This is a genomic window from Campylobacter sp. MIT 99-7217, assembly GCF_006864365.1.
Lineage (GTDB): Bacteria > Campylobacterota > Campylobacteria > Campylobacterales > Campylobacteraceae > Campylobacter_D.
This window is the reverse complement of the sequence record NZ_QHLJ01000001.1, coordinates 311,811-329,831: the sequence shown is the minus strand read 5'-3', so window position 1 is coordinate 329,831 and position 18,021 is coordinate 311,811. Positions and strand designations below refer to the sequence as shown.

Below are 18,021 nucleotides of genomic sequence, written 5' to 3'. Positions count from 1 at the left end.
TTTAAAAACGCCTTGAAATTTAGCTTTAAAAGCCTTAAATTTCAAGGTTTAAGGGTTTTAGATGAGATTTTTATTTCTTTTGATTGTGCCTCTTTTTTCCTTTGCTAACACGCCCGGAGAAAATGCCGAGCTTTTCGGTGCTTTCACGCTTATACCCCCACTTGTAGCTATCGTGCTAGCCTTTATCACTAAAGATGTGATTTTATCGCTTTTTATGGGCGTTTTAAGTGGCACTTTTTTGCTAGCCCTTTCAAAAAATATCCTAAACGCCACCACCATAGGACTTTTAAATATCTATGATACCGCTGTTGAGAGCTTTTCAAAAATCATTTCTTACATGCTTCATTCTATGGCAGATAGCGTGAATGCGGGCATTATCTTGCAAATTCTTTGCATAGGCGGACTTGTAGCCTTGATCACAAAGATGGGCGGAGCAAAGGCTATTGCTCTAAGCTTTGCAAAAAGAGCAAAATCAGCCCTTTCAGCCCAAATCAACACTTGGTTTTTAGGACTTTTGATCTTTTTTGATGATTACGCAAATTTACTTATCGTGGGTCCCATAATGCGTCCTTTGGCGGATAAATTTAAAATTTCAAGAGAAAAATTTGCTTTTATTATAGACTCGACCGCTGCACCTGTGGCTGGCATTGCCGTGATTTCTACTTGGATAGGACTTGAGGTTTCTTTGATCAAAACAGCCTACGCAAACATAGGCATTGACAATATCTCAGCCTTTGGGATCTTCGTTGAAACCATACCTTACCGCTTTTACAACATCTTCATGCTCTTTTTTGTTGTGATGACAGCGATAATGGGGCGTGAGTTTGGCTCTATGTATAAGGCTGAAGTGCGTGCAAGAAGCACAGGACAGGTTGCTCCTATCTTAAAAAGTGGAGATTTGGACACTGCCGAGCTTGAGGATCAGTTTTTAGCCCCAAAAGAAAATATCAAAATCCGTGCCATAGATGCGATAATCCCTATATTCACACTCATCATCTTAGCCATACTTGGCTTCTATTTTAACGGATTTAGCATGCTTGAGGGTGCAGAAAAAGAGCTTGCCCTTGCAAGCCCTCTTTCTTTTGAAGCCATAAGATCAGCCTTTGGGAGTGCTGATTCTTCGGTAGTGCTTTTTCAAGCGGCTCTATTTGCGGCTATTGTGGCGATTTTTATGGGTGTAAGGCGTAAAATTTTTGGTATCAAAGAAGCGGTTGAGACTTGGATTTATGGGTGGAAAACGATGATTTTTACTATCGTTTTGCTCCTTTTTGCTTGGTCCTTATCAAGCATAGTTAAAGAGCTTGGAACTTCGCTTTTTATCACCTCGCTTTTGGCTGAAAGAGTGCCTGAGTTTGTCTTGCCAGCGACCATTTTTGCCTTTGCTTCAGCTATTTCTTTTGCCATTGGGACAAGCTATGGAACAATGGGCATTTTAATGCCACTTGCCGTGCCACTTGCCTTTGAGATAGGAAAGCTTAATGGATTTGATACAAACGCACTTCATGAATACATGGTGATTAACATTAGCTGCGTTTTAACAGGGGCTATTTTTGGAAACCACTGCTCGCCAATTTCTGATAATGTTATCCTTTCTTCAATGAGTGCAAAATGCGATCATATGGAGCATGTAAGAACGCAAATCCCTTATGCTTTGTTTATTTGTGCGATCTCGCTTTTTGCAGGCTATGTGCCGGTAGCTTTGGGACTTAGTGTTTGGATAACCCTGCCTTTAAATTTTGTTTTAATTGCCATTTTGTTAAGATTGATCGGAAAAAAAGTTGAACCTAAATTTGCTTGAATTTAAAGATAAAATTAGCCTCGCAAAAGAGCTTTTCACACCCTTTTTTAAAGGCGAATTTGAATGCTTTGCTTCGCCTTTAAAACACTTTAGAACAAGGGCTGAACTTAGCTTTTATCATGATGAAAAAAATCTTAATTATGCAATGTTTGATAAAAATACAAAGAAAAAATACTGCCTTGAAAGCTTGGAATTTGCAGATATTAAGATCAATGACTTGATGAAAAGGCTTTTAAAGCCCCTAAATGAAAATACAAATTTAAAAGAAAAGCTCTTTGGCGTGGAGTTTTTAGCCACTAAAAAAGAACTTAGTGTTACCTTGCTTTATCATAAAAATGTCGATTTGATAAGCAAGGATTTAGCAAATTTAAGCAAAAATTTAAACCTTAATCTTATCGCTAGAAGTCGTGGCAAAAAGCTTGTTTTTGGTAAGGAAAATTTGCTTCAAGAGCTTGAAATTTTAGGGGATTTTTTCTTCTATGAGTTTAATAATGATTGTTTTATCCAGCCAAATACCTTTATCAATGAAAAAATGATTTCATGGGTTTTGCAAGGCATTAAAGAGGATAAAAAGGCTGATTTGCTCGAACTTTACTGCGGATACGGCAATTTTACCCTGCCCTTAGCAAGGCATTTTAACAAGGTTTTAGCAACTGAAATTTCAAAAGAAAACATACGCTTTGCACTTAAAAACTGCGAGTTAAATTCTATTTCAAATATCAATTTTGCAAGGCTTTCAAGTGCTGAACTTTGTGAAGCTTTAGAAAAAAAGCGAGAATTTAAGCGTTTGAAGCATTTAAATTTAGATGAGTTTGATTTTTCTCATATCCTAGTTGATCCCCCTAGAATCGGACTTGATGAGCAGGTTTTAAGGCTGGCAAGCAGATATGAAAATATCGTCTATATTTCTTGCAATCCCCAAAGCCTTAAAGAAAATTTAAAAACTCTTAGCAAAAGCCACAAAATCGCTAAATTCGCACTTTTTGATCAATTTGCCCTTACTCCACATCTTGAATGTGGGGTATTTTTAAGAAAAATAACACAATAAAGGAGTAACAAATGAAAGAAACTATACTAAAAACCGCTAAAAATATAGCTGTTATAGGGCTTAGCCCTGATGAGAGTAAGCCAAGCCACTATGTGAGCAAGTATTTGCAAGAAAAAGGCTTTGTGATTTATCCTGTGTATCCTAAATTTGATGAAATTTTAGGACGAAGGGTTTATAGAAGTTTAGAAGAAATCAAAGATAATATCGATACCGTAGTGCTTTTTAGAAAGGGCGAGTTTGCAAGTGAAATTTATGAAAGCGTTTTAAAAAAAGGCATTAAAAATCTTTGGTTGCAACTTGGCATTATAAATGATGAAGTGGCTTTAAGGGCTAAAAAAGACGGATTAAATTTCGTTCAAAATGCTTGCATTATGGTCGAGCATAAAGCCCTTATGAGCTAAAATTTAGACTATTTCAAATGTTTTATCTCATTATCGCTACTTTTATATGGGCATTTTCCTTTCCTTTGATAGGATATTATATAAGCGGGCAAATGGACAGCTTTTTTGCAGCCTTTATGCGTGTATTTTTGGCTTTTTTAGTCTTTTTGCCCTTTTTAAATTTTGGTTGTAAATTTAGCCTCAAACTCAAGCTCATGGGCATAGGTGCGATGCAAATTGGCATTATGTATTTGTTTTATTATCATTCTTTTGCCTATCTTAGCGTGAGTGAAATCGCACTTTTTACGATCTTTACGCCCTTTTATATAGCCCTTGTTTATGATATTTGTTCAAAAAGATTTAGACCGCTTTATTTTGTAAGTATAGGAATTTGCACGCTTGGAGCTGTCATCATCAAATTTAGCGAACTAAGCTCTCATTTTTTATTTGGCTTTTTTCTCATACAAATGGCAAATTTAAGCTTTGGAGCCGGACAAAGCCTCTATAAGCTCTTGCTTGAAAGAGAAAATATCACTCAGCAAAGGCAAATTTTTGGCTATTTTCACTTAGGAGCTGTTTTGATCACCTTGCCTGCTTTTTTACTGCTTGGCGATAGCTCAAATTTACCAAAAAGTGCTTTTTCTTGGGGGATTTTGCTTTATCTTGGTTTCATTGCTTCTGGGCTTGGGTATTTTTTATACAATAAGGGTGCTACAAAGGTAGATAGCGGTGTGCTAGCGCTCATGCATAATGCTTTAATCCCTGCTGCCATTTTAGTAAATGCAGTGTTTTGGCATATTGATTTTGAATACAAACGCCTTATTTTAGGCTCGTGCATTATGGTTTTTTCTTTATGGCTTCATTATAAAATCATCGCATTTTATGAGAAAAAGGCTCAAGAAAGCTCATAAAGCTTTTTTCTATCACTTGAGCTTGCTATACCAAGTTGAATGCGGTATTTAGCTATGGTGCGTCTTCCTATTTGCATACTTGAAAACTCTTTTTGAGCAAGTTGCAAAAGCTTTTCATCACTTAAAGGCTTTTTACGATCTTCTTTTTTGATAAGTTCAGTGATATATTCTTTAATCGTTGCATTTGAGGTTTCTCCCTCATCATCAACAGCAGTTGTAAAAAAGTTTTTTAAAGGAACAAGCCCTCCTTCAAAGCTAAGATATTTATTTGCAATAGCCCTTGAAATAGTGCTTGAATTTCTTTGCAAATCCTCAGCCAAGTCGCTAAGCTTCATAGGCTTTATTTCCTTGCCCACAAAAAAATCATACTGATGCTCTATGATCATAAGCCCTACTTTATAAAGCGTTGCTTTTCTCATTTCTAAAGCGTCGATAAGATTTTTTGCCTCTTTGATATAAGAACTTAAAAACTCATGTTCTAAATTATCCGTTTCGATATGAATTTCAGGATAATACTCATCATTGATCTTGATTTTAATCTCTCCATCTTCTCTATAAATAAAAATATCAGGAACAATAGCCCTACTATCTTCAAAATACTCCAAAAAAGGCGGGGTGCTAAATTTCTTGATCACAGCCAAAGCTTGCTTATATAAAGGTTCTTTAACATAGTCTTTGATATTGTCAAAATCAGTGATCAAAAACCTACAAAACTCATCAAGTTCTTCATCTAAATCTTGCTCATTTTCCAAAGAAAAAAGTAAGGCTTCTTTGAAATTTAAAGCTCCAACACCGACAGGATCAAGGAATTTAAATCTTTGTCTTATGCGTTCAACCTCTTCTTTGCTAAAATCCTTTAAAAGCTCTTCATCGTATTCAAAATATCCCTCGTTATTTAAGCATTCTATGATCTTTAAAGCAATTTCTTGAGATTTTGCAGTGGGAAAAAGTGGAGGTATAATTTGCTCTTCCAAAAGCTCATAAACACTTTTTTTAGAAAGACTTAAAGCCTCAAGCGTATCACTGACTGAATTTTTATAAAAATGATCAAAGCTTTTTTTTCCATCACTTCTTGTAGCCTTGTTTTCGCTCACGCTTGCAAAGGGATTATCCTTTATCATTTCATTTAGGCTTTCCTTAAGATCTTCAATACCTACTTGCAATATAGGAAGCCATGTTCTTAGTGTTTGGCTCAGTTTGGTTTTGGTGGCTTGATTTATCTTTTGTTTAAGCATTATTCAAAGAGTTTAAACTCCGCTCCTAAGTAATATTTTCTTACATCTTCATTATGAGAAATTTCACTTGCCGTGCCACTTGCAAGCAAACTTCCAGCCCTTATAACATAAGTTCTATCACAAATTGCGAGTGTTTCTCTAACATTATGATCAGTGATTAAAACACCTATACCAAGCTTTTTAAGATCAGCAATAAGCCTTTGAATTTCAGCCACTGCTATAGGATCAACCCCAGCAAAGGGTTCATCTAAAAGCAAAAATTTAGGATCGCACATCAAGCTTCTAGCAATCTCACAACGCCTACGCTCTCCACCACTAAGGCTTAAGCCTTTTCGCATTCGTATAGGCTCTATGCTTAAAAGCTCGAGCATTTTTTCAACCTTTTCTTCTAAAACTTTTTTATCTTTGTAAAGAATTTGTGCGGCTAAAAGCAAATTATCCTCAACGCTTAAATCTTTAAACACGCTACTTTCTTGAGGCAAATAGCCTATGCCTATCTTTGCTCTTTTGTTTAAAGGAAGTTTTGTAATATCCTCATCATCAAGCATAACCTGACCAGAGCTTGGAGGTATAAGCCCACATATCATATAAAAAGTCGTGGTTTTTCCAGCTCCATTTGGTCCTAAAAGCCCCACAACTTCGTTGCTACTGATCTCTAAAGAAATATTTTGTATGATTTTTGTTTTTTTGATGATTTTTTGTAGATTGATCGCTTGTAATTTACTCATAAATTTGATACTTTCTTTTATCTTTTAAATTTGAAATTTGAATTTTTTTAGCCTCTATGCCAAAATTCTTTAAATACTCATAAAGCTTTTCATCGCCCCACTCTACTAAATGCAAACCCTTTTCAAAAAAATTCTCAAAAAGTCCATTTTCTAAAAGAGCTTTAAAGCCATTTTGATAAATATCATAATGAAAAAGCTTGAAGCCATTTTCATTTTCATAGCTTTGCATAACCGAAAAAGTTGGGGAACTTGGCTCTTCTTTTATGCCCTTAAATTTAGCAAAGGCTTGAACTAAACTTGTTTTTCCACTTGCTAAATCCCCTTGTAACAAAATAACACCCTCATTTGGCAAAAGCTTGCAAAGTTCATCAAGTTCATCAAGACTTAATACAATTTCTCTGGTCTTACTCATCTTGATCCTTGTTTTCAAGTTTTTGAACAAAGTCATCTTTTTTATCTTTGGGGATATTTTTAAGAGTAGGCAAGGCTAAAACCTTGTAAATTTCTTCTTTGGTATGAAGTTTAAGCCTTATGATATCGTTGATTTTGACTTCTTTGCTTGGTTTTGCAAGCCTTTCGTTGATAAAAACAACACCACTTTTACACATATCCTCAGCAATAGCCCTTCTTTTTGTGATATTTACTGCATTTAAAAATTTATCTACTCTCATAAATGCAATTTTAGCAAAAAAAGACAATAATTCATCAAAAAATTTATCTTTTGGAACATAATTTGCTTATTTTTGCATTTCATCAACAAAAACCTTAAATTCTTAAACTCGTAAATTTTTATTTTCAAAGCCTTATTTTAGTAAAATTTAGCTATAATCACGACTTAATTTGATAAAAATAAGGAAAGTGCAGTGAAAGAAGAGATCAAAAAAGTAGTTTTAGCTTATTCTGGCGGACTTGATACAAGCATTATTTTAAAATGGCTTCAAGATGAATACAAATGCGAGGTTGTTACCTTTACGGCTGATATAGGACAAGGAGAAGAGCTTGAGCCAGCTCGCAAAAAAGCCCTAGCCCTTGGCATAAAAGAAGAAAATATCTTTATCAAGGATTTAAAAGATGAGTTTGTAAGGGACTTTGTTTTTCCTATGTTTAGAGCAAATGCCTTGTATGAGGGTGAGTATTTGCTAGGCACAAGCATAGCAAGACCTTTGATTGCCAAAACTCAGGCTCAAATTGCCCTACAAACAGGAGCTGATGCCCTAAGTCACGGAGCCACAGGCAAGGGCAATGATCAGGTGCGTTTTGAGCTTGGCTACTTGGCCTTTAATCCGGACTTTAAGATCATTGCTCCTTGGCGCGAATGGGATTTAAACAGCCGCGAAAAGCTTTTAGCTTATGCTGAAAAACACGGCATTGATATTTCAAAGAAAAAGGGCAAATCTCCCTACTCAATGGACGCAAATTTACTTCACATTTCTTATGAAGGTCTTGTTTTAGAAGATCCTGCCAAGGCTCCAGAAGAAGATATGTGGCGCTGGAGCAAAAGCTTAAAAGAAGCTTCAAATGAAAGTGAGTTTATAGAGCTTGAATTTCAAAAAGGAGATTTAGTTGCTATAAATGGCGAAAAGCTAAGTCCAGCTGGGCTTTTAGCTAAGCTTAACGAATTTGGTGCAAAGCATGGTATAGGTAGGCTTGATTTGGTGGAAAACCGCTTTGTAGGTATGAAAAGCAGGGGTTGTTATGAAACACCGGGCGGAAGCATACTTCTAAAAGCTCATAGAGCTATTGAAAGCATTACTCTTGACAGAGAAGCAGCTCATTTAAAAGATGAGCTTATGCCAAAATACGCTTCTATGATTTATAATGGCTTTTGGTTCTCGCCTGAAAGGTTAATGCTTCAAGCCTTGATTGATGAATCACAAAAGCATGTAAATGGCAAGGTTAAACTAGAGCTTTACAAAGGAAATGTTATAGTTAGAGGCAGAGAAAGTGCAAATGATAGCTTGTTTAACACCGCTTTTTCAACCTTTGAAGAAGATGAGGTTTATAATCAAAAAGACGCTGAGGGCTTTATCAAGCTTAATGCCTTGCGTCTTATCATAGCAGGGAAAAATGGGCGTAAATTTAAATAATTAAGGCAAAAAATGAAAGTATTACTTATAAAAGATGTCAAAGGCTTGGGAAAGGCTGGAGAAGTAAAAGAAGTAAAAGATGGATATGGGCAAAATTTTCTCATCGGCAAGGGCTTTGCAAAGGCTGCCACAACCGAGGTTTTAAGAAAATATGAAAGCGATAAGAAAAAAGAGGCTGAAAATCTGCGTTTTGAGCTTGCAAATTTAGAAAAACTTAAAGATGAGCTTTCTAAAATCACTCTTGTTATCCTAAAGCCTGTGGGTGCGAATGGAAGTTTGTTTGGTGGCGTTACAAAAGATGAAATCGCTCAAGCTTTAAAAACCCAAGCAAATTTAGAAATCGATAAAAAAAGCTTGGAATGCGAGACCTTAAAAAATATCGGGATACATGAAGTAAGCGTAAAATTAGGACACAGCATTCACGCTCAATTTAAAATCGACATAAAGGCTGAGTGATGTTTCACGCAACGACGATTCTAGCTTATAAGGGTAAAAATAAATCAGTTATCGGCGGAGATGGTCAGGTAAGCTTTGGACAAACCGTGCTTAAGGGCAATGCTGTTAAGATAAGAAAGTTAAATAATGGCAAGGTCTTAGCAGGCTTTGCAGGAAGCACGGCTGATGCTTTTAATCTCTTTGATATGTTTGAAAACTTGCTTTCAAGCTCGAAAGGCGATTTGCTCAAAGCTGCCATTGATTTTTCAAAAGAATGGCGTAAGGACAAATATCTTAGAAAACTTGAAGCTATGATGTTGGTACTTGATAGGGAGCATATTTTCTTGCTTTCTGGAACAGGCGATGTGGTAGAGCCTGAAGATGGGCAAATAGCAGCCATTGGAAGTGGGGGAAATTTTGCCCTAAGTGCGGCTAGAGCCTTGGCAAAGCACACAAATTTAGATGAAGAAATTTTAGTTAAAGATAGCCTCATGATAGCTGGCGAAATTTGCATTTATACGAATACAAATATAAAAACTTTCGTGATCGAGGATACAAAAGAATGAATTTAACCCCAAAAGAGATTGTAAAATTTTTAGATGATTATGTGATCGGACAAAAAAATGCTAAGAAAATCATCGCCATAGCTTTAAGAAATCGCTACCGCAGAATGAAGCTTGCACCTGAAATTCAAGATGATATCATGCCAAAAAATATCCTGATGATAGGCTCAACCGGCGTTGGTAAAACAGAAATCGCAAGGCGTTTGGCTAAGATGATGGGCTTTCCTTTTGTTAAGGTTGAGGCGAGCAAATACACTGAAGTTGGCTTTGTTGGGCGTGATGTTGAAAGCATGGTAAGAGATCTTGCAAATGCTGCTATGAATTTAATCAAAAAAGAACAACAAGATAAAAATCAAGATAAAATCGATGAATATATAGAAAATAAGATCTTAGAAAAGCTTTTGCCCCCTTTACCAAAGGGCGTTAGCGATGAAAAACAAAACGAATACAAAAACAGCCTTGAAAAAATGCGTGAAAAGCTTAGAAAAGGCGATTTAGATGAAAGTATGATCGAGCTTGAAATTTCTCAAAATATGTTTGATACTAATCCAAATTTACCGCCTGAAATGGGTGCTATGCAAGATATAGTCAAAGTTATTGGCGTGGGCAGTAAAAAGGTTAAAAAAGAACTTAAGATAAAAGATGCTAAAAATGCTTTATCAAGCGAAGCAAGTGAAAAAATCCTTGATCTTGAGAGCATTAAAGGCGAAGCCTTGAAAAGAGTGGAAAATGAGGGCATTATCTTTATCGATGAGATTGACAAAGTCGCTGTGTCAAGTGGTAACTCAAGCCGCCAAGATCCAAGCAAAGAAGGCGTGCAAAGGGACTTGCTTCCTATCGTTGAAGGAAGCGTGGTGCAAACAAAAATTGGCAATGTCAAAACCGATCATATCCTTTTTATCGCAGCTGGAGCTTTTCATCTTAGCAAGCCAAGCGATTTGATCCCTGAGCTTCAAGGGCGTTTTCCTTTGCGTGTCGAGCTTGATAGCCTTGATGATAAGGCTTTATATGAGATCTTAACACGCCCTAAAAACTCGCTTTTAAAACAATACACCGAGCTTTTAAAAACAGAAAGCGTGGAACTTAAATTTGATGATGAGGCTATAAAAGAAATAGCTAAAATCGCCTCAAAAGCAAATGAAGAAATGCAAGATATAGGCGCTAGAAGACTTCACACCGTGATAGAAAAATTACTTGAGGATTTAAGCTTTGAGGCTGATTCTTATGCTGGACAAAGCTTTGTTGTAAGCAAGGAAATGGTGCAAGAAAAATTAGGCGATATAGTAGAGAATAAGGATTTGGCAAGGTATATTTTGTGAAAAGTGGTTTTGTAAGCATCATAGGGCGGACAAATGCTGGCAAAAGTAGCATTATAAACGCTCTTTTAGATGCTAAAATCACCCTTGTTTCTCACAAACAAAACGCCACTAGGCGTAAAATCAAAGCCATCATCATGCATAATGATGATCAAATCATCATCACAGACACCCCGGGACTTCATAAAAGCGACAAGCTTCTTAATCAAATGCTGATAAACTCGGCTCTTAAGTCTATAAATGATTGCGATTTGATTCTTTTTGTAGTAAGCGTTTTTGATGAGCTAAAAGACTATGAAGAGTTTTTGAGCTTAGAGCCTAAAGTGCCTCATTTGCTTGTTTTAAATAAGGTTGATTTGGTCAAAAATGAAGCCTTGCTTAAAAAGCTTAGCGAGTATGCTAAATTTAGCGAGCATTTTAAGGCTATCATTCCCTTTTCTGCTAAGCAAAAAACCTATAAAAAAACACTGCTTGATGAAGTGGTAAAGCATTTAGAAGAACATGCTTATTTTTATGATCCAAGCTTTTTAACCCCAAGTAGCGAAAAAGAAATTTATAAGGATTTTATCTTAGAAGCTGTTTTTGAAAGCGTGAGCGAGGAGCTTCCTTACTGCGTTGAAAGCGCGATAAAAAGTATAAAAGACACTCCAAACGCCCTTTTTATAGAAGCAAATTTGATCACAGACACGCCCTCGCACAAAGCCATGCTCATAGGAAAAGACGGCTTAAGTCTTAAACGCATAGGCAAAAATGCAAGAAAAAAAATAGAAAAATTAGCCGAAAAAAAGGTTATGCTAAGGCTTTTTGTGCAAGTTAAAAAGGCTTGGCAAAAAGATGAGAATTTTTTGAAAAGCGTTTTAGATGAAGATTAGCTTCAAAAAGGATATAAGAGCTAAATTTCTTGACTTTGATAAGCTTCATTATGTGCAAATTGCTTTTAGCGATGAGCAAAATTTAGAAGAGTTTTTTCTCAAGCAAGCTTGTTTAGAGCTTGGTTTAAAGGATATATTTTCTTATGAGCTAGCTTTTTTAAAAGATAAAAATACAGCCCATGTTTTTCTTTGCGAATATGATGATTTGGATAAAGAATATGACTTTATCACAAGTGAAATTTTATGTTTTTCATATCTTAAGGCATTAAATACCGATGAAAGTGGAAATTTCTGCGTTTTGTATTTTGAAAAATCATATTCTTTCATGGCTATTTTTGAGGATAATATCCTAAAAATTTGCAAAAATATCCCCAAATATACACAAAATCTACTCAAAGATAAAAACAAATTTGATGATAAGACTTTTTTAGCCGATCTTCAAAGCCTAGAGCTTAAAGAACTCATGCAAAAATATAAAAGTGAGGAAATTTTTGTATTTTTTGATGAAGAATATAAGGATCTTTTAGCATTATTGCAAGACAATTTCGCACTTAAAAGCTCTTATATCAACAAACAAACCATGTCAAATTTACTTTTTTTAGCAAGTAAGGAACAAAATAAAGATATAAATTTTAACAAAAACTTTATTTTTACACAAAGTAAGTTTTTTAATCAGCTCCTCTTAGTTTTTAGCCTTGCCTTTGTGCTTAGTATTGCTTATCCTTTGTATGATTTTGTGGATTTTAAGCTCAAAGAAGATACTTATAAACATAACATAAGTAAAAACAAACTTCATCAAGAAAATACCCAAAAACTCAAGGAAGAACAAGCTTTTATGCTTGAGCAAAAAGAAGAGCTTACCAAAGAATTAAGCAAGCATTTAAATCCTTCCTTTATGCTTGAAATTCTTGAAAAACTTTCCCTAGCACTTGCTCAAAATAAAACAAAGATTAACTCTTTAAATATAGAAAATAAAAATCTCATCATCAGTGCTGATAAAAGCCCTGCTTTTGAGCGTTTTAGCGTGCAAATTTATTCAAACGCTTATTTTATCTTAAAAGATAAAAAGCAAGATGAGGGATCTTTGGAGCTATTTTTGGAGTTTAAAGATGAAAGATAGGATCAATTTTTGGCTCAATCAAAGGAATTTTAGAGAAAAGCTTTATCTTTTTATCATTAGCTTACTTTTGGGTATTTTTCTTGCACTTTTTTTAGCTAAAGGCTTAGAAATCAACGAGGATTTGAGAAGTGAAGAGCTTATAAGCTTTGAAAATGATTTTACTCAAGATGAAAATTTAAAAGAACTTGATATAAATTTACAACGATTTCAAAAGAGTGAAAAAGAATACCTAGATGAAATTTATAAACTAGCTAACAAAGAAAAAATCATCTTTGAGAACATAAAAAGCGAATCTTTTAGCACAGCTCATTTCAAACACTACACCTTGAAGCTAGAATTTTTTACTCATTTTCATCAGCTTTTACTTTTTCTCCAAAGCGTTCAAAACTCAAATTTCATTTTTGAGCTTTCAAATTTAAGCTTAAATATGGAAAAAAATCAACTCAAAGCCGTTCTAAGTATCAAATTTTCAAGTCTCATCTAGTGGCGTAAAGATTTCAAGCTCATTTTTACTAACAAGCGAAGAAAAGGCTTGCTTTGCTTTTATGTAATGCTTGGTTTGTGTATGAAGTGTAAGAGCTTTTTGATCCTGCCAAGCTTCTATAAAACAAAGCATACTCTCGTCCTTTTTTACCAAATCATAAGCAATGCAACCTTGTTCCTGCCTACTTTTTTCAACAAGTTCTTTAGCAACTGCTACAAAATCTTGAAATTTTGAGGGTTTGAGCCAAACCCTCGCCACAACGCGTATCACGGAATAAACCTAATCACTTCTTCAAATTTGCGTCTGCTTTTGGTTGCACCTGCGTATTTATCTTCTCCTTTATAGCCAAAACCGCACATCACAGCAACGCCAAAATGAGCAGGATCAAAAACACTCTCTTTAGCTAAAAGTTCATTTACAGCTTTCATATCAAAGCCCTCGATCGCACAAGAATCAGCACCCAAAGCAGTTGCTACGCTCATCATATTGCCAAGTGCGATATAAGCTTGTTTGCAAGCCCAATCAAACAAAGCACGGTCATTTTCATGAAGATCAAACTGCTCTTGAAAATCACTAAAAAATTTAGATTTTATTTGCACAACCTCAGCAGGAAGCTTTTGCACATCAACCATCATATCTCTAAGATAAGCACTATTGATAAGCAAATCAGCTCTTTTTCTTGCTAAGATGATAAGATAATGACTAGCACCCTCTAAAGCCTTTTGTCCGCCCCAGCAAAATGGGTGAAGCTTCTTTCTCAAAGCCTTTTGTGAGTCGCTTTTATTTTCAAGGACAACAAATTCCCAAGGCTCAAAACCAAAACTACTTGGACTAAGTCTTCCAGCCTCTAAAATCACACGAAAATCATCATCGCTAATAGCCTTTTTTTCATCAAAAAGCTTGCAAGCATAACGGCGATTAAAAATTTCTAAGATTTTTTCTTTATCCATACTCTTCTCCTTAGGTAAAATATCTTGAAATTATAAAATAAAATCAATAATTTGACAATACTAAAATTAAGGTTAGATACTTACCTAAGGTAGAGTGTAAATCATTTTATTTTTTTAAGAAAATGCTTATATTTTCGTTTTTTAATACAAAATCATTAGCATTTTTTTCTAAGCTAAAATCTCCCTTTAAATTAACAAGCAAACCATCTTCAACTTCTGATATTCTAGGATCACAAAGCATTTTAGTTGAAGCTGTGTCATCTTTAAAGCTTAATGTCCCATTTTTAAATTCATAAGAGCCAAAAAAGCGGTTACAACCCACAAAGCCTGTAAATTTATCCTTTTCAAAATTCATCACAGCACCCTCGCCCATTTCATTTGCTCCAAGTTGCATTTGTCTACCATTTAAGATGATATTTTCCACGCTAAAATTATTATCAGCAAGCTCATTTACGCTTGTTTCATTTGAGCAAGCAATAAAAAAACCAGCAAGAACTAAACTACTCATCATTTTTTTCATATTTTTCCTTTAAATTTGAAATTGCTCTAATTCTTCCTCGAGATTATGACATACTATCTTTAACTCATCAGCAACCTGAAGTAAGGCTTTGGAAATTTCTTCATTTTGACTACTGATACTCACGCTTTGCTTCATACTCTCAAGTAAATTTCCTATATGCTCTTGTGTATTTTTAATCTTTTCTACACAAGAAGAAACAAGCTCTTTAGCGTGAAGATTACACGATTTTACCTCGTTAGCTTCGCTAGCTAGGGTATTAGCTTGCTGACTTAGGGCATTGATACTTGAAGCATTGTTTTGCATGATTGTAGAAATATCATTGATCGATCTTAAAAGCTCTTTAGTGATATTTGCGATATGAACGAGGGATTCTTCACTTGTTTGAGCAAGCACTCTTACATCTTCAGCGATGACAGAAAAGCCTCTTCCATGCTCCCCTGCCCTAGCTGCTTCGATCCCTGCATTTAAAGAAAGTAAATTCGTCTTTTCAGCGATATCATTCATCATCGAAGAAGCTTTTTGTATATCATTTGCTTGCGTTTGCATGCGTTCTACTTTTTTAGCCAAGTCATTTTCATTTTGAGCGCTTTGCTCGAGCTTAGAAGTAACTTCATATAAGGCTTCAATCATAGCATTAAGAAGTTTATAAGAGCGATCATTGGCTTCATTTGCCTGAAAAGAAAGTTCTGAAACCTCGTTAAGATCATCTTTGGTTTCTTTGCTTAAAGAAAAAGCCTCGTCTGTTTTAGACTTGTTTTTACTTGTGATTTGGCTTAAATTTACGGCATTTTCATTTAAAAGTTTACTTTGTTGATCAACTTTTTTTGAATTTTGTCCTGTAAGTGCTATGGCTTTTTGTATCTTTTCTATAAATTCATTGATATAAAAACAAGCTTGGGCTATCTCACTTTTACCTTTGATATGAATTCTATCTTTTAAATTTCCATTTCCACTAGCAAGCTCTTTGGCGTGTTTTAAAAGCTCGAGTATAGGATTGCCCACAACTATCTTAAGCATAAAGATCACAACCAAAACTGTGAGGATCAAAGCTATACTAAAGATGATGATATAAGACTTGCTGGCTTTATTTAAGTCCTTTTCTATACCCTCAAGGCTGTTATAAATATCCATAACACCGATCACATCGCCAACTTTAGCATTTGCATGACACATCACACAACTTTCATCAGCGATCAAAGGACGGATAAGCCTGATATAGTTTTTATCATCTTTTTGAAAATCCAAAGACATAATTTGTGGGTTTGAAAACTGATCAAGTATGATTTTTTCACTTGAAATTTGAGGATCTTTCATCTCAAAAAGCTCTATGGTGTCCTTAGAGGGATAAAGTCCTATATCTTCTATGCCATCGATCATTCTTGCATTATGTATAGCCTCATCGATTTTTTCAGCTTCGCCAAAATTCATAGATACTCTTAGGGTTTGAAAAACCGAGGCTGAAACGGTTTGAAGATTTTGTATGCTCATCTTTGTGCTTGTATTTTTAAAATCATTGTATAAGATAACTTGCATAATCAAAAAACTTATCAATAAAACAAATACCATAGCCACTGTAATCTTAAAGCCTATTTTATGAAACATTCTTTCCCTTTAAAAAATCATATGCCATTGTATCTAAATTTAACACAAACACACAAAACTTTTCATAAATTTTATATTTTGGCTTAAAAATACTTTAAAAACTCATTCAAAAAGATCTTGTATCTTGATCTCCAAACTTTTGCAAATTTTATAGATATGCTCTAAGTTAAAATGCTTGCCGTAGCGGTTGTTCTCGCAGTTAGAATAAAACGCAACACTTTTAATGCCTATATCAAGAGCAAGATCAAGTTGAGAAATTCCTTTTTTCTCTCGAATTTGGCGGATTTTACGAGATAAGCTCTTGTGAAAGCTTAAAATCTCCTCATCGCTTGCGTTGCTAAAATTTACTCTCATTTAAATTTATCCTATGGGATTAATTATTTTTTAAACTTTACAAAGATATAATGCTTTTGAATATATCCTATAGGATAAATTCAAAAATTATTTTTTTAAAGAAGGAACAAAATGAAACATTTATTTGTAGCTTTAAGCTGTCCGCTTGCTTTTACGGCATGTGCTTTTTTTGGTTTTGATAACTCCTACTCTGTTACCTATGATACAAATCCACAAGGTGCAAGCATAGTTTGTGGTGGATTTCATAAAGGCTACTCACCTTATATCGCCTACTACGATAAAAAGGCTTTAGAGGAAAGTCCTTATACTGAGCCTTGCGAGGCTGTTTGGTTTAGTGGAGCTAAGGCAAAATTTGATAATTACCTAGGCTCAGACATGACAAAATATCCAAATGGAGTGCATATAACCTTAAGAAGACCAGATGTTCCCGGGCTTGAAAAGGATATGCAGTTTGCCCTACAAGTAAAACAGCTACAAAATCAAGAAAATTTTCAAAACCAACAGCTCTCAATCCAGCAGCAACAACTTTCGATCCAACAGCAACAGCTCAACAACCAAGCCAAAGGCTTGCAACAACAGCAAAAACAACATGAACAATTCATGGACTATATGAACTATGGAAACTATCTGAGATGATTTTAAATTTAAAGGAGAAAATATGAAAAAAGTTCAAAAAGTATTTATGGCTTTAGTTTTAAGCTTGCTTTGCCTAAGCTTTGCAAAGGCTGATAAGCTTGATATAAAACGGATGATTGAGGATTGTAAAAGTGGTAAGATCATCAACTTATATGCTTGTCAAGCTGATGATCTTTTTAACAAAAATGTAGGAGATAGAAGTAAATATAACCAAGAAAAACTTACAAACTCGTATGTAGGCTTTATGAGTTCTTTTTTAGCTGTAGATTTATTACACAATAAAAAAGTCCTCTCTGCTTATGCTGATGATGAATACATGAAAAACCTCCAAAGAGATTTCCTTGAAGGTTTTCTTTATGCTGATTTTAAAAAAAATGACAAATACAAGCTTAAGCTTCTCAAGCAAAAACCTGATGAGTTTTTTAAAATACAAGCACCCATATGGCTAAGTAATGGACTTTCAAACGCTCAAGCTACGCAAACTACAAAAGCTTTATCTGCTGAGCAAGAATTCTTTGAAAAAACGATCAAGTCGCCCACCTAATGAATTCTTTAAAGATACAAATAAATTTGATAAAACTTGCGAAAAAACAGCCTTATATGCTTGTGCTTTTATAAAAAAGGTTGATGATTTGTTTTCAAAAGTAGATGGAGACAAATGTATGAATGTCGAAGATTTAAAATGGAACATACAATTTACTCTAGCTTATTCGATAGCCCTTGATCTTATGCATGATCCAAAAACGATCACCCCTCTTTTGCAAAGCGATATTAAAAGAGCTATTGAGGGCTACGCTATGAAAGACGAAATTTTACAAAAATATTCTACAAAACAAAAATCAGATGCATTTTTTACCCAAGCTATGCTTCCGGATACCGAGAAAAAATTTTATCAAAACTGCCCGGTAAAAAAATGATCGCAAGGATTTAAGCTTTTTTGCTTAGATCCTTACTTATAAAACAAGAAAAATTATAAGATATC

23 protein-coding genes and 1 pseudogene are annotated in these 18,021 nt (G+C 34.8%); 14 read left to right on the top strand and 10 right to left on the bottom strand.

Features of this window, described 5'->3' with window-relative positions:
- Positions 1–61: 61 nt before the first annotated feature.
- Genes DMB92_RS01740 through DMB92_RS01725 form a run of 4 tightly spaced genes read left to right on the top strand, consistent with a single transcriptional unit; the run spans position 62 to position 4,137 of the window.
- On the top strand, positions 62–1,798 hold the full coding sequence (locus DMB92_RS01740; protein ID WP_142681314.1) for a Na+/H+ antiporter NhaC family protein: 1,737 nt from the start codon (positions 62–64) through the stop codon (positions 1,796–1,798).
- The gene (gene trmA, locus DMB92_RS01735; protein ID WP_142681313.1) at positions 1,779–2,846 is read left to right on the top strand and encodes a tRNA (uridine(54)-C5)-methyltransferase TrmA; all 1,068 of its coding nucleotides are present in this window, start codon (positions 1,779–1,781) and stop codon (positions 2,844–2,846) included. The genes DMB92_RS01740 and trmA overlap by 20 nt, the downstream gene beginning before the upstream one ends.
- A gap of 11 nt (positions 2,847–2,857) precedes the next feature.
- Positions 2,858–3,247, top strand: a complete 390-nt coding sequence (locus DMB92_RS01730) for a CoA-binding protein (RefSeq protein ID WP_142681312.1) — start codon at positions 2,858–2,860, stop codon at positions 3,245–3,247.
- A 17-nt stretch (positions 3,248–3,264) separates the two neighbouring features.
- Positions 3,265–4,137 carry an EamA family transporter gene (locus DMB92_RS01725; RefSeq protein WP_142681311.1) on the top strand — a complete coding sequence of 291 codons (873 nt, stop codon included), beginning with the start codon at positions 3,265–3,267 and terminating at the stop codon, positions 4,135–4,137.
- Here DMB92_RS01725 and DMB92_RS01720 read toward each other — a convergent pair.
- The 4 genes from DMB92_RS01720 to DMB92_RS01705 are packed head-to-tail and all read right to left on the bottom strand — an operon-like array spanning position 4,122 to position 6,771.
- On the bottom strand, positions 4,122–5,372 hold the full coding sequence (locus DMB92_RS01720; RefSeq protein WP_142681310.1) for an RNA polymerase factor sigma-54: 1,251 nt from the start codon (positions 5,370–5,372) through the stop codon (positions 4,122–4,124). The genes DMB92_RS01725 and DMB92_RS01720 overlap by 16 nt on opposite strands.
- Positions 5,372–6,100, bottom strand: coding sequence for an LPS export ABC transporter ATP-binding protein (gene lptB, locus DMB92_RS01715; protein ID WP_142681309.1), 729 nt, complete (start codon positions 6,098–6,100; stop codon positions 5,372–5,374). Before lptB ends, DMB92_RS01720 begins: the two co-directional genes overlap by 1 nt.
- Positions 6,093–6,512 (bottom strand): tRNA (adenosine(37)-N6)-threonylcarbamoyltransferase complex ATPase subunit type 1 TsaE, encoded by a 420-nt coding sequence (gene tsaE, locus DMB92_RS01710; RefSeq protein WP_142681308.1) that lies wholly within the window; start codon positions 6,510–6,512, stop codon positions 6,093–6,095. The genes lptB and tsaE overlap by 8 nt, the downstream gene beginning before the upstream one ends.
- On the bottom strand, positions 6,505–6,771 hold the full coding sequence (locus DMB92_RS01705) for an RNA-binding S4 domain-containing protein (RefSeq protein ID WP_142681307.1): 267 nt from the start codon (positions 6,769–6,771) through the stop codon (positions 6,505–6,507). The genes tsaE and DMB92_RS01705 overlap by 8 nt, the downstream gene beginning before the upstream one ends.
- A gap of 192 nt (positions 6,772–6,963) precedes the next feature.
- Between DMB92_RS01705 and DMB92_RS01700 the strand changes: the two genes are divergently transcribed.
- Genes DMB92_RS01700 through DMB92_RS01670 form a run of 7 tightly spaced genes read left to right on the top strand, consistent with a single transcriptional unit; the run spans position 6,964 to position 12,977 of the window.
- The gene (locus tag DMB92_RS01700) at positions 6,964–8,187 is read left to right on the top strand and encodes an argininosuccinate synthase (protein ID WP_142681306.1); all 1,224 of its coding nucleotides are present in this window, start codon (positions 6,964–6,966) and stop codon (positions 8,185–8,187) included.
- Positions 8,188–8,199: 12 nt separating this feature from the next.
- A complete protein-coding gene (gene rplI / locus DMB92_RS01695; protein ID WP_142681305.1) occupies positions 8,200–8,643 on the top strand; it encodes a 50S ribosomal protein L9 in 444 nt (147 codons plus the stop codon).
- Entirely contained in the window at positions 8,643–9,188 is a 546-nt protein-coding gene (hslV, locus tag DMB92_RS01690) for an ATP-dependent protease subunit HslV (RefSeq protein WP_142681304.1), read from the top strand. The genes rplI and hslV overlap by 1 nt, the downstream gene beginning before the upstream one ends.
- On the top strand, positions 9,185–10,504 hold the full coding sequence (gene hslU / locus DMB92_RS01685) for an HslU--HslV peptidase ATPase subunit (RefSeq protein ID WP_142681303.1): 1,320 nt from the start codon (positions 9,185–9,187) through the stop codon (positions 10,502–10,504). Before hslV ends, hslU begins: the two co-directional genes overlap by 4 nt.
- Entirely contained in the window at positions 10,501–11,373 is an 873-nt protein-coding gene (era, locus tag DMB92_RS01680) for a GTPase Era (RefSeq protein WP_142681302.1), read from the top strand. The genes hslU and era overlap by 4 nt, the downstream gene beginning before the upstream one ends.
- Positions 11,363–12,493, top strand: a complete 1,131-nt coding sequence (locus tag DMB92_RS01675) for a hypothetical protein (RefSeq protein ID WP_142681301.1) — start codon at positions 11,363–11,365, stop codon at positions 12,491–12,493. The genes era and DMB92_RS01675 overlap by 11 nt, the downstream gene beginning before the upstream one ends.
- Positions 12,483–12,977, top strand: coding sequence for a hypothetical protein (locus DMB92_RS01670; protein ID WP_142681300.1), 495 nt, complete (start codon positions 12,483–12,485; stop codon positions 12,975–12,977). Before DMB92_RS01675 ends, DMB92_RS01670 begins: the two co-directional genes overlap by 11 nt.
- Here DMB92_RS01670 and DMB92_RS01665 read toward each other — a convergent pair.
- From DMB92_RS01665 to DMB92_RS01645, 6 genes and pseudogenes are all read right to left on the bottom strand, one after another.
- Positions 12,963–13,247 (bottom strand): putative quinol monooxygenase, encoded by a 285-nt coding sequence (locus DMB92_RS01665; RefSeq protein WP_142681299.1) that lies wholly within the window; start codon positions 13,245–13,247, stop codon positions 12,963–12,965. The two genes, DMB92_RS01670 and DMB92_RS01665, sit on opposite strands and share 15 nt — an antisense overlap.
- On the bottom strand, positions 13,244–13,927 hold the full coding sequence (locus tag DMB92_RS01660; protein WP_142681298.1) for an NAD(P)H-dependent oxidoreductase: 684 nt from the start codon (positions 13,925–13,927) through the stop codon (positions 13,244–13,246). The genes DMB92_RS01665 and DMB92_RS01660 overlap by 4 nt, the downstream gene beginning before the upstream one ends.
- A 106-nt stretch (positions 13,928–14,033) precedes the next feature.
- Positions 14,034–14,447 (bottom strand): META domain-containing protein, encoded by a 414-nt coding sequence (locus DMB92_RS01655; protein WP_142681297.1) that lies wholly within the window; start codon positions 14,445–14,447, stop codon positions 14,034–14,036.
- Positions 14,448–14,456: 9 nt separating this feature from the next.
- Positions 14,457–15,215 carry a methyl-accepting chemotaxis protein gene (locus DMB92_RS09505; protein WP_409513382.1) on the bottom strand — a complete coding sequence of 253 codons (759 nt, stop codon included), beginning with the start codon at positions 15,213–15,215 and terminating at the stop codon, positions 14,457–14,459.
- Between the two features lie 99 nt (positions 15,216–15,314).
- A pseudogene (locus DMB92_RS09500) lies at positions 15,315–15,464 on the bottom strand (HAMP domain-containing protein); the annotation flags it as partial.
- A gap of 687 nt (positions 15,465–16,151) precedes the next feature.
- Positions 16,152–16,403 carry a helix-turn-helix transcriptional regulator gene (locus tag DMB92_RS01645; RefSeq protein ID WP_142681295.1) on the bottom strand — a complete coding sequence of 84 codons (252 nt, stop codon included), beginning with the start codon at positions 16,401–16,403 and terminating at the stop codon, positions 16,152–16,154.
- Positions 16,404–16,514: 111 nt separating this feature from the next.
- On the opposite strand from DMB92_RS01645, the gene DMB92_RS01640 reads away from it, so the two are divergent.
- From DMB92_RS01640 to DMB92_RS01630, 3 genes are read left to right on the top strand one after another with little or no spacing between them, the layout of a single operon-like run.
- On the top strand, positions 16,515–17,039 hold the full coding sequence (locus tag DMB92_RS01640; protein WP_142681294.1) for a hypothetical protein: 525 nt from the start codon (positions 16,515–16,517) through the stop codon (positions 17,037–17,039).
- Between the two features lie 22 nt (positions 17,040–17,061).
- Positions 17,062–17,583 carry a hypothetical protein gene (locus tag DMB92_RS01635; protein ID WP_142681293.1) on the top strand — a complete coding sequence of 174 codons (522 nt, stop codon included), beginning with the start codon at positions 17,062–17,064 and terminating at the stop codon, positions 17,581–17,583.
- On the top strand, positions 17,555–17,956 hold the full coding sequence (locus DMB92_RS01630) for a hypothetical protein (protein WP_142681292.1): 402 nt from the start codon (positions 17,555–17,557) through the stop codon (positions 17,954–17,956). The genes DMB92_RS01635 and DMB92_RS01630 overlap by 29 nt, the downstream gene beginning before the upstream one ends.
- Positions 17,957–18,021 lie beyond the last annotated feature (65 nt).